Genomic DNA, 13,021 nt, shown 5'->3' with positions numbered 1-13,021 from the left:
TGAAAGGGCAGGGCACAGCATGGCGATCTTCAACCTCGGGTCGATCAATGCCGACATGACCTACCGGCTGCCGCATCTGCTGGCACCGGGCGAGACGCTTGCCACCAGCCGCCTGACGCGCGGGCTGGGCGGCAAGGGCGCCAATATGTCGGTGGCGGCGGCGCGGGCCGGGGCGCGGGTGGTGCACCTTGGCGCCGTCGGCGCTGAGGGGCGCTGGGCGATCGAGCGGTTGACCGAATATGGCGTCGACACGCGGCAGATCGCGGTGATTAACGAGACCACGGGCCACGCCATCATCATGCTTGATGCCGAGGCCGAGAACAGCATCCTGATCTATCCCGGTGCGAACCGCGCCCTGTCGCCCGAGCGCATTGAAGCCGGGCTCGAAGAGGCCGGCCCAGATGACATCTTCGTCTTTCAGAACGAGACCAACCTGCAGCGCGACGCCGCCGAGATCGCCTCGCGCCGCGGTCTGCGCGTGGCCTATGCGGCGGCGCCCTTCGACGCAGAGGCGGTGACCGCCGTGCTGCCGCTGCTCGATCTTTTAGTGCTCAACGAGGTCGAGGCGGCGCAACTCGAAGAGGCAACGGGGCAGGGCATCGAGAGCATCCCGGTGCGCGATGTTGTGGTCACGCTGGGCGCCAAGGGGTGCCGCTGGATCAATACCGACAGCGGCGAGAACCACGCCTTCGCCGCGCTGCCGGTGACACCGGTGGACACCACCGGCGCCGGCGACACCTTCACCGGCTACCTGCTGGCGGGGCTGGACCGGGCGCTGCCCATGGCCACGGCCATCGAATTGGCGCAGCGCGCCGCCGCGCTGATGGTCATGCGCGAGGGCACCGCCGACGTGATCCCCGATCTCAAGGACGTCACCGAACACCGCTTCTGAGCGATCGCGGCTTCGTCTAGACAGAAATATCCCGGGGAGTCCGCGTCAGCGGACGGGGCAGAGCCCCTCAGCCGCCGGCGAAGGGTGCGGCGCTGCCCCACAGCTGCCGGACCCGCGCATCGCGCCCGCAGGACTCGCGGTACCGTTTGTAGGCCGAGGCTTTTCGCAACGGGCCGAAACGGGTCAGCACGAGGCTGTCTCCTTTGTAGTAGTCCTGATGATAGTCTTCGGCGGGCCAGAACCGCGCCGCAGGCAGGATCGGCGTGACGATCTGCCTGCCAAGCGCGGCCTGCGCCTGGTTCTTGGCCATCTCGGCGGCGGCACGTCGCGCTGCGCCATCGACGAAGATCGCCGTCCGGTAGCTTTCGCCCCGGTCGCAGAACTGACCGGCGGCATCCGTCGGGTCGATCGAACGAAAAAACAGCGAATATAGCTCTTCGACAGAGACGCGGCTGTCGTCGTAGAGAATCCGCACTGCCTCATAATGGCCGGTGCCGCCCGCGCTGACCTGCTTGTAACTGGGGTTGGCGGTGCGCCCGCCGGTGTAGCCGGAGATCGCCTCGCGCACGCCCCTGACCTTCTCGAAATCGGCCTCCACGCACCAGAAGCAGCCGCCGGCGACGATGATCTCGCCCGCCTTTGCATCCCGCGCCTGCAGCCCGAGCACCGGAAGCGCCAGCGCAAGGCTCAGCAGGTATGTCATCAGCAGCCGTGTCATGATCTTTCCTCCGCTTTGCCTCAGGCTGCGGTGACGTGCGGGTCCGAGCAATGAAAATCGGCGATGTTCACCGCTTGGTGAAACGCGCGGCGCGCGGTGTGGCCCCGCATAAGGGCTTTCGCTTCGCGCGCGGCGGCCCTAGCGTGCCGCCATGGATAAGATCACCACGCATCAGGCGGAGGAGGACCTCCGCAACGAGACGATCCAGATCTGGGTCAATGGCACGCTCAAACCCAAGGCAGAGGCGCTGGTCTCGGTCTACGATTCGGGGTTCATGCTGGGCGATGGCATCTGGGAGGGGCTGCGGCTCTACAACGGGCGCTGGTGCTTCTTGGATGAGCATCTCGACCGGCTTTTCGAGGCGGCGCTGGCCATCGACCTCGACATCGGCATGAGCCGCGAGGACCTGATCGCCGCGCTGCACGAGACGCAGGCGGCGAACGGCATGACCACGGATGCGCATTGCCGTCTGATGATCACCCGCGGCCTCAAGACCCGCCCGTTCCAGCACCCGGCGCTGTCGCGGCAGGGGCCGACCGTGGTGATCCTGATGGAGCATTCCAAGCCCTCGATCCCGCGCCCGATCCGGCTCGCCACCGTGCCGCACCAGCGCGGCCTGCCGATGACGCAGGACCCCAAGCTCAACTCGCATTCCAAGCTCAACTGCATCCTCGCTTGTATTGCCGCCGAGAAGGCCGGGGCGGATGAGGCGCTGATGCTCGACGTGCATGGCTTCGTGAATACCACCAACGCCTGCAACTTCTTCATCGTCCGCAAGGGCGAAGTTTGGACCTCGACGGGCGATTACTGCATGAACGGCATCACCCGGCAGAAGGTGATCGACCTGTGCCGCACCAATGGCATTCCCGTGCATGAGCGCAACTACTCGCTGGTCGACACCTATGGTGCCGATGAGGCCTTTCTGACCGGCACCTTCGGCGCCCAGACCCCGGTGTCGGAGATCGACGGGCGGCGGATCGGCAGCGGCGAGATGGGCCCTCTCACCCAGCGCATCCGCGCGCTCTACATGGATCTGGTGAAAGCATGAGGCCGTCCCAATGAGACTTGCGATGTGGTCCGGCCCGCGAAACCTCTCGACGGCGCTGATGTATTCCTTCGGCAATCGCGCTGATTTCCACGTGGTGGACGAGCCGTTCTATGGCCCTTACCTGCGGCTCACCGGCCTCGCGCACCCGATGGGCGAAGAGATCAAGGCCAGCCGCTCTGAAAGCGCCGAGACGGTGGCGCAGAGCCTGCTGGGACCGATCCCCGGGGGCAGGCCGCACGCCTATCACAAGCACATGGTGCAGCATATGATCGCGGGCATCCCCCGCGATTTCATGGCGGAGTGCGTGAACGTCTTCCTGATCCGGCACCCGGCGCGGGTCGTTGCCAGTTTCACCAAGGGCTGGGAGGCGGCGACCGCCGAGGACATGGGCTTTCGGCAGCAGGCCGAGCTTTACGACGAGATGCGCGCCGCGGGGCAAAGCCCGGTGGTGATCGACAGCGCCGACATCCGGCGCGATCCCGAAACCATGCTGCGCCGCCTCTGCGCCGCCATCGGGCTTGAGTTCGATCCGGCGATGCTGTCTTGGCCCAAGGGCGGCCATGCGCAGGATGGGGTCTGGGCGCCGCATTGGTATGCATCGGTGCATCGCTCGACGGGGTTTGCCGGCGCCGAAGGCCCGCTTCCGGAATTGAATGGTGCCCCGGCGCAGGTCGCCGAAGAGGCGCTGCCGCTTTACGAACGTTTCCGCGCGGCGGCGCTCTGAGACAATGCAGCAGGGGCTGTTTTTTTGCGTGCCCCTGCTGACTTTCAGGGACCGGAAAAACTGGTCCGCCAAAAATCTCAAAAAAATCGAAAAAAATCGTCGGTCATCCGAAACTCGGTCGCGCGCGCCTGCGTGTATAGGGAAGCGTCGCTCGAAGCAGCCTGCTTTGCTCCTGTGGGTTGCCGTGCGGCGTAAGGGTAACGGTACGAGTTGAGCCGCCCGAGGCCTGCCGCATCATGGGTTTTGTTAAGAAGCGTGGTGCAAGTTTACGCGGTGGGCCGCGGAACAAGACGGTAAAGATAGACGGTTAAAAATTCGGGATCGGACACGGACGTTTGTCGTCTCATTGCGGCGCGTCCAATGTCCCCTTGCAAGGGCGTGCTTGCGTATCCCCACCTTTGCACGTCCTTGGCCGCTTCCGGTGTCGTGACCGGGAGCGGCCATTTTTGTTCGGCCCGCCGGAAGATGCACGTGCCTCGTCAGCTTGCCTGTGCGGCGCGGGTGACCGGGCAGCGGCTGCCATCATAAAGCGTGTCCAGCACCTCCGCGAACACGCCGGGCGCATCGGGCAGCGCCTCGAAGAGTGTCATGCAGGAGCGCACTTTCAGTGCATCGACAGGACCAAGGATTGCCTCGGGGGGCTCGTCAGGGTGCAGCAGTAGAAGCCCGGCAGTTTCCACGAGCCGCGGACCGAGAAGCGGATGCGCAAGATAGCTCTGCGCCTCGGCTGCGTCGCGCAGACCGAAGTGACGCGCGCGGGAGGAGCGGCCCAGCTCGGCCAACTGCGGAAACACCCACCATATCCAATGCGTGACTTTCCGCCCTTGTCGCAGCTCGCGCGTCACCTGCGGCCAGACCTGCGCCTGCGCGTCGACGAATTCCTGAAGTTCAGCCATTAGAGTCCTCCGCATCGCCGTTGATCTTAGCGCAAGGCGGGGTGGAGAGGGAGCCGGGGCGCTGCCCCGTCCGCGCTTTCCGCGGACTCCCCGGGATATTTGGGTCTAAGCGAAGCCAGGATCGGGGGCGCTGCTTCGCTTAGATAAAAATATCCCCGCCGGAGGCAGGTCCGGCGGGGATCACAAAAGTCGGCGCTGGGTAAAGGCTCAGCCTTTCAGGCGGCGGTTGCGCGCGGCCAGCAGCTTCAGGCGCAGAGCGTTGAGCTGGATGAAGCCCGCCGCGTCCTGCTGGTCGTAAGCGCCAGCGTCATCCTCGAAGGTGACATGTGCCTCGGAGTAGAGCGAGTGCTCGGACCAACGTGCGACGGTGCGCGCCGAGCCCTTGTAGAGCTTCAGACGGACGGTGCCGTTCACGTGCTCTTGGCTGCGGTCGATCAGCGCCTGCAGCATCTCGCGCTCGGGCGAGAACCAGAAGCCGTTGTAGATCAGCTCGGCGTAGCGCGGCATGATCGAGTCCTTGAGGTGACCGGCGCCGCTGTCCAGCGTGATCTGCTCGATGCCGCGGTGCGCTTCCAGCAGCACGGTGCCGCCCGGGGTCTCGTAGATGCCGCGCGACTTCATGCCGACGAAGCGGTTTTCCACGAGGTCGAGAACGCCGATGCCGTGCTTGCCGCCCAGTTCGTTGAGCTTGGTGAGGATCGTTGCGGGCGACATCGCCTCGCCGTTGATCGCCACGGCATCACCCTTCTCGAAGGTGACCTCGATGTATTCGGGCTCGTTCGGCGCCTGCTCGACCGGCACGGTGCGCTGCAGCACGTAGTCGGGGGCCTGCTCGGCGGGGTTTTCCAGAACCTTGCCCTCGGAGGAGGTGTGCAGCAGGTTCGCATCGACCGAGAAGGGCGCTTCGCCGCGTTTGTCCTTGGCGATCGGAATCTGGTTCTTCTCGGCGAAGTCAATGAGCTTCGTGCGCGAGGTGAGATCCCAAAGGCGCCAGGGTGCGATCACCTTGATGTCGGGGTTCAGCGCGTAGGCGGCAAGCTCGAAGCGCACCTGATCGTTGCCCTTGCCGGTGGCGCCATGGGCCACGGCGTCGGCGCCGGTGGCGGCGGCGATCTCGACAAGCCGTTTGGAGATCAGCGGGCGGGCGATCGAGGTGCCCAGAAGATAAAGACCTTCGTAAAGCGCATTGGCGCGGAACATCGGGAAGACGAAGTCGCGGACGAATTCCTCGCGCAGGTCTTCGATGTAAATTTCACTCACGCCCAGCATCTCTGCCTTGGCGCGGGCGGGTTCCAGCTCTTCCCCTTGGCCGAGATCGGCGGTGAAGGTGACAACCTCGCAGCCGTATTCGGCTTGCAGCCACTTCAGGATGATCGAGGTGTCGAGGCCCCCGGAATAGGCCAGGACGACTTTCTTGGGCGCGGACATGGACTTTCCCTCACGTATGAACTGGCTTCGCGCATTACTGCCTTTTATCATCGGGGGCAAGGATCGCCCGTTGACCTGCGGGGTGCATATGCTAGCGATCGCCGGGTGGATTTCAAAAAGGTGGGGTATTTGATGAAGGGCTGGCGGATTTTCCTGCATTCCCTGCGCATGGTGATCGACAATCTGGGCACTGCGCTGCGGGTGTCCTTGGTGCTGTATCTCGTGCAGGTGGCCAGCCAGATCGCCACCTATCTGCATCCGGCACAGACTGCGGCCCAAGGCGCCGGGCAGACCGGCGAGGACATCGGCCCGGTTGGCCCGGTCAGCATGATCGGGGCCCCGGCGCTGCTGCTGGTTGTTCTGGCGGTTCTGGCCAGCCTGTGGATCGCCGTGGCGTGGCACCGCTTTGTCCTGACCGGAGAGACGCCGCGCGGCTGGCTGCCGCGCTGGCATGGGGGTGAAATCCTCGGCTACTTTGGACGCTCGATCATGATCGGTCTGGTGATCTTCCTCGGCCTGATGGTGTCGGCGATCCCTGTGGCGCTGGTCGGCGCGGCCGTGCCGGGGCTGGCGCCGATCCTTGTCTTCGGTCTCGTGGGGCTGGGCGGCTACCTGTTCTTCCGGCTTGGTCTGATCCTGCCCGCCGCCGCGGTCGGCGAGCGGCTGACGCTCAAACAGGCATGGGCGGCCACCAAGGACGACGACGGCGCGGTGATCACGCTGGCGCTGGTGGTCATCGGCGGCTCGCTGCTGGTCGAGCTTCCGGCGCTGATCGACGATACGGCGGGGTCGATCATCAACCTCGTCTACGGTCTGGTAATCAACTGGTTCGCCACGATGATCGGCATTTCGATCCTGACCTCGCTCTATGGCCATTTCATCGAAGGTCGGCCGATCGACTGAGCCGCGGCGTGGCCGAGCTCCGCGAGGAGGCTTGCCTAACGCCCCCCGATGCGCCAAGTCGGTGGGCATGGATGAGTTTCTCGATCACGCCCGCGTCGCCACGGAAGAAATGCGCTCGGTCTTTCCCGAGACGCCGCTTCTGCGCAACGATCACCTGTCGCAGCTTTACGGCGCCGACATCTGGCTGAAGCGAGAGGACCTGAGCCCTGTGCGCAGCTACAAGCTGCGCGGGGCGTTCAATGCCATGCGCAAGCGTCCGGAGGTGCAGACCTTCGTTGCCGCCAGCGCGGGCAACCACGCGCAGGGCGTGGCGTATATGTGCCGCCAGTTCGACAAGACCGGCGTGATCTTCATGCCGGTGACCACGCCGCAGCAGAAAATCCAAAAGACCCTGATGTTCGGCGGCGACAATGTCGAGATCCGCATGATCGGCGACTATTTCGACGAGTGCCTGAAGGCCGCGCAGGCCTATTGCGCCGAGATCGGCGGGCATTTCCTGTCGCCCTTCGACGATCAGGATGTGATCGAAGGGCAGGCGACCGTGGCTGTGGAGATCGAGCGCCAGCTCGGCCGCGTGCCCGATCATCTGGTTATCCCGGTCGGCGGCGGCGGGCTCGGCTCGGGGCTGTTGAGTTATTTCGGCACCGGCACGCAGTACACGTTTGTCGAACCGCAGGGCGGCGCCTGTCTGCGTGCCGCGCTGGAGGCGGGCAAGCCGGTGCCGCTGCCAGCGGTCGACAATTTCGCCGATGGCGCGGCGGTGGCGCAGATCGGCACGCAAACCTTCGATGTGCTGAAGGGCGTTGGGCTGGCGAACACGCTGACCATCAACGAAGACCGGCTGTGCACCTCCATGCTCGAGATGCTCAACGTCGAAGGTGTGGTGCTGGAGCCTGCGGGGGCGCTCTCCGTCGATGCGCTGAAGGATTTGGGGCAGGCGATCCGTGGTAAGACCGTGGTCTGCATCACCTCGGGCGGGAACTTCGATTTCGAGCGCCTTCCTGAAGTGAAGGAGCGGGCGCAACGGTACTCTGGCGTGAAGAAATACTTCATTCTGCGACTGCCGCAACGGCCGGGCGCGCTGAAAGATTTCCTGAACTTCCTGGGTCCCGAAGACGATATCGCGCGGTTTGAGTACCTCAAGAAATCGGCGCGCAACTTCGGATCCGTGCTGATCGGCATCGAGACCGCGAACCCGAAGAACTTCGATGCGCTGTTCGGGGCGCTCGACGCGCATGGCTACGCCTTTCGCGACATCACCGACGACGAGGTTCTTGCGCAATTCGTTATCTGACGCGGTGCGCTGGTCTCTTCAGGCTGGTCTTTTCAGGCTGAGCGTCTCAGGCTGCGCGTCTCAGGCGGCCAGCCGCTCGGCACGCTGCTCGAGAAACTCGGCGCGGGAACGGGCAAAGCAGGCGTGCAGCGGCTGCAGATCGAGACCGGCACAATGACCGGTGCTTGCCGCCCGCTCTCCGGCGTCGCACAGCGCTGACAGTTGCGTGAAGCCGAGGTTCAAGGCGCTGCCCTTGAGGAAATGCAGTGTTTCTGCAAGATCGGCGACATCGCCGGCCTGCGCGGGCAACGCATCCAGCGTGCGCTGCACCTCGGCAAGAAAGAGTGCGACGATCTCGTCGAAACTCTCTGCCCCGACCTCAGACCGAAGCTCGGCGGCGCGGGCCCAGTCAATCAGTCGCCCGCCCCCCGCCGACCCACAAGGCGGCGCGGCACCCTCTGAACGTTCCGTCATCATGGCACCTCCTTGGGGCGACCTTCGCAGCTATGTCTGAACGAAGCGTTTCGTCCGAGGCGCGTCACGTGAAACAGCGCGTTAACGCCGGTGCCTTAGGGTCTGTCCGACGGGCGGAGTAGCAAAGGAAGCGCGGTGTCTCCCTATCTGGCGGAAAACCTCGAGGGGCGAAGCGGTGAGGCTCCGATTCGGCGGGTGCTCGTGGTCGACGACAGCCTGCTGCAGCTGAAGATCCTCTCGGCGATGCTGGAACGCTGGGGGCTTGAGGTCTGGCAGGCGCAGAGCGGGGCCGAGGCGCTGCGCGTCTGCGCCGAGATACGGCCCGATGCGGTGCTTTCGGACTGGATGATGCCGGGGATGGACGGGCTCGACCTGTGCCGCCGGTTCCGCGCACATTGCGGGGACCGATATGGCTATTTCATCCTTCTGACCTCGAAGAGCGACAAGGCCGAGATCGCGAAGGGTCTGGATGCTGGGGCAGATGATTTTCTGACCAAGCCGGTGAATGCCGCCGAACTGCGGGCGCGGATCAACGCCGGAGCGCGCATCCTGCAGATGCAGCGCCAGTTGTCGGCCACGCTGGGGCGGCTGCAGGCGGCCTATGATGCGGTGGACCGGGATTTGCAGCAGGCGCGGCTGATCCAAGAGGCGCTGGTGCCGCGCCGCAGTTGCCGGATCGGCGCCTCGCAGATCAGCCTGCTGCTCAAGCCCTGCGGCCATGTCGGCGGCGATCTGGTCGGCAGTTTTTCCCATTGTGAGCGTGGCGTCGGGCTCTACAGCCTCGACGTGTCAGGCCATGGCATCACCTCGGCGCTGATGACCGCGCGGATCGCGGGGCTGCTGGGCGGCGACTTCCCCGAACAGAATATCGCGCTCGAACGGATCGTGCATGGCACGTTGTTTCGTCCGCCCGAAGAGGTGGCGCAGCGGTTGAACGAACGGCTGGCCGCCGATCCGGGGGGCGCGGAATATCTTACGATGGCCTACGCGGTTGCCGATCTCGACTCGGGGCGGGTCGACTTGGTGCAGGCGGGGCATCCGCCGCCGCTGCTGCTGCGGGCGGATGGCAGCGCCGGGTTCATCGGTCATGGAGGGCTGCCGGTCGGGCTGATCCCCGGCGCGGGCTATGAGCGTCTGCAGGTGCAATTGACACCCGGCGACCGCCTGCTGCTCTACTCCGACGGTTTCACCGAGGCGCTGCTGCCGGGCGGCGGGATGGTCGATCAAGACGGGCTGCTGGCACTGGCGCGCGCGGGCCATGGGTGCGGCACAGAGTTTCTCGATGACCTCTTCTGGCGTCTGACCCAGCGGCTGGCCACCGGCGCGCGGCTCGACGATGATGTCTCTGCCGCGCTGCTGGAGTTCGATATGCCCGGGCGCAGTCTCTAAAGCGCGTGTTCAGACCGGAACCCGCCTCAGGAAGTCGCGGTCGCCGGGATTGCCAAGGATCTCGGCCGCCAGTTCGGGGTTCATCCAGACCGCTTCGTGGCCCGGCTCGCTGGGCGCGCCAAGCGGGCGCACCGGAAAGGCGGCGTAGATGATGCACAGCTTTTCGGCCCAGAGGTCGTATTCCGGCATAAAGGTGAAGCGCCGAAAGGCCCCGAGACGGCGCGGGCGGGCGATGCGCCAGCCGGTTTCCTCGAACACCTCGCGGTGCAGCGCGGCGATGGGCGACTCGCCCGCATCAATGCCGCCGCCGGGAAGCTGATACTCGGGCCACGGCTCTGCCTGATGGGTGACCAGCACCGCGCCATTGCGCGGCAGGATCGCATAGGCACCGGGGCGCAGCGTGTACCGGCGTCCGGATTCGGGCGGCTCGCCATATCTTGCAGTCATCGGTCCCCCTTGGTTCCCGTGTTTTTGCTGCTTATATGGGGCCGATATGCCAAGATCCGGCACATAAGGAAACCCCATGACCATCGGCAGCAAACTCGCCTGGGACGATACCGTCCTGCCTTTCCAATTGGATCACGCCGACATCCGGGGCCGCGTGGCGCGGCTCGACGGGGTGCTGAGCGGGATTCTGAGCCAACATGACTACCCCGAAGCCATCGAGGGGCTCATCGCCGAGATGACGCTTTTGACCGCGCTGCTCGGGCAAACGATGAAATTGCGCTGGAAGCTGTCGCTTCAGGTGCAGACCCGTGGCGCGGTGCGGATGATCGCGACCGACTATTTCGCCCCCGAGAAAGAGGGCGAACCGGCGCGTCTGCGCGCTTATGCCAGTTTCGACCGCGAGCAGGTCACCAATGCGCCGGCTTTCGATCAACTCGAAGAGGGCTATTTCGCCGTGCTCATCGACCAGGGCAAGGGCACCACGCCCTATCAGGGTATCACCCCACTGGCGGGCGGTGCGCTGGCGCGCTGCGCCGAGAGCTACTTTGCCCAATCCGAGCAAATCCCGACGCGCTTTGAGTTGAACTTCGGCAATGTGCCGCAGGCCGACGGAACGTCGAACTGGCGCGCGGGTGGCGTGATGCTGCAGCACATGCCGAAAGCGTCGCCCTTCGCCAAGCCCAGCAGCGTCGACGGCGAGGGTGGCACCGGCGAAAACGGTGTGCTGCGCCCCGAAGACCTGCTTGGCGATGATGACGACGGTGAGAACTGGCGCCGTGTGAACTTCCACCTCGACACGGTCGATGAACTGGAACTGATCGGCCCCGATCTGCCGCCGACCGACCTGCTGGTGCGGCTCTATCACGAGGAAAGCCCGCGGGTGTTCGACGCGCAGACCGTGCGTTTCGGCTGCACCTGTTCCGAGGATCGCGTGCGCCAGTCGCTGTCGATCTATTCGGCGCGCGACATCGAGAAGATGACCACCGAGGATGGCAAGGTCACCGCTGACTGCCAGTTCTGCGGCGCGCACTACGAGCTCGATCCGGAGTCGGTCGGCTTCGAGGCCAAGAAGTGAGCCGCGTCCGGGAGCAGATCGAGGCTCTGCGGCGGGCACTGGAGGCAAGCTCCGGCGCCTCGTCCGACTTCGATCTGAACCCGGGCTCGGTCTTGCCGGAGGGGCGCAAACTGCGTCCCGCCGGCGTTCTCGCAGGCTTTGTCGCCTGCGAGCAGGGGCTGGAACTGGTGCTGACGAAGCGCAGTTCGCGGCTCAAGCATCATCCCGGCCAGATCGCCTTTCCCGGAGGCAAGGTCGATCCCGGCGACGAGGATGCGGTGGCCGCCGCCCTGCGCGAAGCGCGTGAGGAGGTCGGCCTCGCCGAAGGCCGGGTCGATGTGCTGGGCACGCTGCCCGCGCATGAAACCGTGACGGGCTTTGAGGTGACGCCAGTCTTGGGTCTGATCATGCGCGATTTCGACCCTGTGCCGGAGCCCGGAGAGGTGGCCGAAGTGTTCCGCGTGCCGTTCGAGCATATCGCCGACCTGAGCAATTACGCGGTGCAGGGACGCCGCTGGCGCGGCGCCACGCGGCACTATTGGACGGTGCCTTTCGGGCCCTATTACATCTGGGGGGCCACCGCGCGGATGCTGCGCGGGCTGGCGGAGCGCATGGCATGAGCGGGGTGACCGGCGACTGGCTGACACGGCCCGAGACGCAGCAGGTTCTGACCATGCTCGAAGACGGCGGCCATCAGGGTTATGTGGTCGGCGGCTGCGTGCGCAACGCGCTGATGGGCGTGCCGGTGAGCGATGTCGATATCGCCAGCGACGCGCGGCCGGAGCGCGTGGTCGAACTGGCAAACGCGGCGGGGCTGAAACCCGTGCCCACGGGCATCGAGCATGGCACCGTGACCGTGGTCGCGGGCGGCATCGGGCACGAGATCACCACCTTCCGCGCCGATACAGAGACGGATGGCCGCCGCGCGGTGGTGCGGTTCTCGGACGATATTGCCGAGGATGCGGCGCGGCGCGATTTCACCATGAACGCGCTCTATGCCGATGCGCGGGGTCTGCTGATCGACCCTCTGCAGGGGCTTCCCGATCTGCGGGCCCGCAAGGTCCGGTTCATCGGAGATGCCGCGGACCGCATCCGCGAGGATTACCTGCGCACGCTGCGCTATTTCCGTTTCACGGCGTGGTATGGCGACCCCGAACAAGGCTTTGATCCCGAGGCGCTGGCGGGCATCGCAGGCAATCTCGACGGGCTGGATAGTCTTTCGCGCGAGCGTGTGGGGCAGGAAATGCTGCGTCTTCTGGCGGCGCCAGACCCCGTGCCTGCGGTCTCGGTGATGGCGCAGGTGGGCGTGCTGGCGCATGTGCTGCCGGGCGCAAGCGTCACGGCCCTTGGCCCGCTGGTGGCCGAGGAAGAGCGCCTGCTTGTCGCTCCCGACGCGCTTCGCCGGTTGGCCTGTCTTGGCGCGCAAGAGCCTGAGCTGCGTCTGTCGAAAGCGCAGCAAAAGCAGCTTCACACGCTGCAGAGCCTGATTGGCGAGATGCAAAGCCCCGCCGAACTGGCCTATCGGCACGGCACAGAGACGGCGCAAGATATCTTGTTACTGCGCGCGGCAAGTTTCGAACAGCCTGTATCAGACACGGATCTGGCCGCGCTGGCCACTGGTGCGCAGGCGAAATTTCCGCTCACCGCCCGCGACCTGATGCCGGCGCTGAAAGGCCCGGCGCTGGGCGAGGCGCTGCGTGCCGCCGAGAAACGCTGGATCGCTTCGGGTTTCACGCTTACCAAGGCGGAACTTCTGTCTGACGAGTAAGCGCCCC

Annotated in this window: 14 protein-coding genes; 9 read left to right on the top strand and 5 right to left on the bottom strand. The window is 65.3% G+C overall.

Going from position 1 to position 13,021, the window contains the following annotated elements:
* Nucleotides 1-19: 19 nt before the first annotated feature.
* The gene (locus ACXAJT_RS06645; protein WP_475234032.1) at nucleotides 20-892 is read left to right on the top strand and encodes a ribokinase; all 873 of its coding nucleotides are present in this window, start codon (nucleotides 20-22) and stop codon (nucleotides 890-892) included.
* A gap of 67 nt (nucleotides 893-959) precedes the next feature.
* Here the strand turns inward: ACXAJT_RS06645 and msrA are convergent, their stop codons facing one another.
* Nucleotides 960-1,610: a peptide-methionine (S)-S-oxide reductase MsrA gene (gene msrA / locus ACXAJT_RS06640; protein ID WP_475234030.1), complete on the bottom strand. Its 651-nt coding sequence runs from the start codon at nucleotides 1,608-1,610 to the stop codon at nucleotides 960-962.
* Nucleotides 1,611-1,761: 151 nt separating this feature from the next.
* Between msrA and ACXAJT_RS06635 the strand changes: the two genes are divergently transcribed.
* Both ACXAJT_RS06635 and ACXAJT_RS06630 read left to right on the top strand, forming a co-directional pair.
* Nucleotides 1,762-2,658, top strand: a complete 897-nt coding sequence (locus tag ACXAJT_RS06635; protein WP_475234027.1) for a D-amino acid aminotransferase — start codon at nucleotides 1,762-1,764, stop codon at nucleotides 2,656-2,658.
* A 10-nt stretch (nucleotides 2,659-2,668) separates the two neighbouring features.
* Entirely contained in the window at nucleotides 2,669-3,382 is a 714-nt protein-coding gene (locus tag ACXAJT_RS06630) for a sulfotransferase-like domain-containing protein (RefSeq protein WP_475234025.1), read from the top strand.
* Between the two features lie 479 nt (nucleotides 3,383-3,861).
* Here the strand turns inward: ACXAJT_RS06630 and ACXAJT_RS06625 are convergent, their stop codons facing one another.
* Together ACXAJT_RS06625 and ACXAJT_RS06620 are read right to left on the bottom strand one after the other, a co-directional pair.
* Nucleotides 3,862-4,278 (bottom strand): DUF1810 domain-containing protein, encoded by a 417-nt coding sequence (locus ACXAJT_RS06625; protein ID WP_475234023.1) that lies wholly within the window; start codon nucleotides 4,276-4,278, stop codon nucleotides 3,862-3,864.
* 207 nt (nucleotides 4,279-4,485) lie between these two features.
* On the bottom strand, nucleotides 4,486-5,706 hold the full coding sequence (locus ACXAJT_RS06620; protein ID WP_475234021.1) for an argininosuccinate synthase: 1,221 nt from the start codon (nucleotides 5,704-5,706) through the stop codon (nucleotides 4,486-4,488).
* Nucleotides 5,707-5,838: 132 nt separating this feature from the next.
* Between ACXAJT_RS06620 and ACXAJT_RS06615 the strand changes: the two genes are divergently transcribed.
* A complete protein-coding gene (locus ACXAJT_RS06615) occupies nucleotides 5,839-6,609 on the top strand; it encodes a hypothetical protein (RefSeq protein WP_475234018.1) in 771 nt (256 codons plus the stop codon).
* 67 nt (nucleotides 6,610-6,676) lie between these two features.
* On the top strand, nucleotides 6,677-7,903 hold the full coding sequence (gene ilvA / locus ACXAJT_RS06610; RefSeq protein ID WP_475234016.1) for a threonine ammonia-lyase IlvA: 1,227 nt from the start codon (nucleotides 6,677-6,679) through the stop codon (nucleotides 7,901-7,903).
* Between the two features lie 60 nt (nucleotides 7,904-7,963).
* Here the strand turns inward: ilvA and ACXAJT_RS06605 are convergent, their stop codons facing one another.
* Nucleotides 7,964-8,356: an Hpt domain-containing protein gene (locus ACXAJT_RS06605; RefSeq protein WP_475234014.1), complete on the bottom strand. Its 393-nt coding sequence runs from the start codon at nucleotides 8,354-8,356 to the stop codon at nucleotides 7,964-7,966.
* Nucleotides 8,357-8,491: 135 nt separating this feature from the next.
* Between ACXAJT_RS06605 and ACXAJT_RS06600 the strand changes: the two genes are divergently transcribed.
* Complete coding sequence (locus tag ACXAJT_RS06600; protein ID WP_475234012.1) at nucleotides 8,492-9,745, top strand: PP2C family protein-serine/threonine phosphatase; 1,254 nt, start codon at nucleotides 8,492-8,494, stop codon at nucleotides 9,743-9,745.
* Nucleotides 9,746-9,754: 9 nt separating this feature from the next.
* Here ACXAJT_RS06600 and ACXAJT_RS06595 read toward each other — a convergent pair whose 3' ends face one another.
* A complete protein-coding gene (locus ACXAJT_RS06595; protein ID WP_475234010.1) occupies nucleotides 9,755-10,192 on the bottom strand; it encodes an NUDIX hydrolase in 438 nt (145 codons plus the stop codon).
* Nucleotides 10,193-10,268: 76 nt separating this feature from the next.
* Here ACXAJT_RS06595 and hslO point away from each other — a divergent pair, with 76 nt between their 5' ends.
* From hslO to ACXAJT_RS06580, 3 genes are read left to right on the top strand one after another with little or no spacing between them, the layout of a single operon-like run.
* Nucleotides 10,269-11,267 (top strand): Hsp33 family molecular chaperone HslO, encoded by a 999-nt coding sequence (hslO, locus tag ACXAJT_RS06590; protein WP_475234008.1) that lies wholly within the window; start codon nucleotides 10,269-10,271, stop codon nucleotides 11,265-11,267.
* The gene (locus tag ACXAJT_RS06585) at nucleotides 11,264-11,866 is read left to right on the top strand and encodes a CoA pyrophosphatase (protein WP_475234006.1); all 603 of its coding nucleotides are present in this window, start codon (nucleotides 11,264-11,266) and stop codon (nucleotides 11,864-11,866) included. Before hslO ends, ACXAJT_RS06585 begins: the two co-directional genes overlap by 4 nt.
* Complete coding sequence (locus ACXAJT_RS06580) at nucleotides 11,863-13,014, top strand: CCA tRNA nucleotidyltransferase (protein ID WP_475234004.1); 1,152 nt, start codon at nucleotides 11,863-11,865, stop codon at nucleotides 13,012-13,014. The genes ACXAJT_RS06585 and ACXAJT_RS06580 overlap by 4 nt, the downstream gene beginning before the upstream one ends.
* The last annotated feature ends 7 nt before the right edge of the window (nucleotides 13,015-13,021 follow it).

The organism is Salipiger sp. ABF4_146 (assembly GCF_056161345.1).
Note: the sequence above shows the minus strand (reverse complement) of the source record. Positions and strands in the feature narration are given on the sequence as shown.

Coding starts and splice junctions, on each gene's coding strand:
- ACXAJT_RS06645 (WP_475234032.1), top strand. CDS start 20: ATGGCGATCTTCAACCTCGGGTCGATCAATGCCGACATGACCTACCGG.
- msrA (WP_475234030.1), bottom strand. CDS start 1,610: ATGACACGGCTGCTGATGACATACCTGCTGAGCCTTGCGCTGGCGCTT.
- ACXAJT_RS06635 (WP_475234027.1), top strand. CDS start 1,762: ATGGATAAGATCACCACGCATCAGGCGGAGGAGGACCTCCGCAACGAG.
- ACXAJT_RS06630 (WP_475234025.1), top strand. CDS start 2,669: ATGAGACTTGCGATGTGGTCCGGCCCGCGAAACCTCTCGACGGCGCTG.
- ACXAJT_RS06625 (WP_475234023.1), bottom strand. CDS start 4,278: ATGGCTGAACTTCAGGAATTCGTCGACGCGCAGGCGCAGGTCTGGCCG.
- ACXAJT_RS06620 (WP_475234021.1), bottom strand. CDS start 5,706: ATGTCCGCGCCCAAGAAAGTCGTCCTGGCCTATTCCGGGGGCCTCGAC.
- ACXAJT_RS06615 (WP_475234018.1), top strand. CDS start 5,839: ATGAAGGGCTGGCGGATTTTCCTGCATTCCCTGCGCATGGTGATCGAC.
- ilvA (WP_475234016.1), top strand. CDS start 6,677: ATGGATGAGTTTCTCGATCACGCCCGCGTCGCCACGGAAGAAATGCGC.
- ACXAJT_RS06605 (WP_475234014.1), bottom strand. CDS start 8,356: ATGACGGAACGTTCAGAGGGTGCCGCGCCGCCTTGTGGGTCGGCGGGG.
- ACXAJT_RS06595 (WP_475234010.1), bottom strand. CDS start 10,192: ATGACTGCAAGATATGGCGAGCCGCCCGAATCCGGACGCCGGTACACG.
- hslO (WP_475234008.1), top strand. CDS start 10,269: ATGACCATCGGCAGCAAACTCGCCTGGGACGATACCGTCCTGCCTTTC.
- ACXAJT_RS06580 (WP_475234004.1), top strand. CDS start 11,863: ATGAGCGGGGTGACCGGCGACTGGCTGACACGGCCCGAGACGCAGCAG.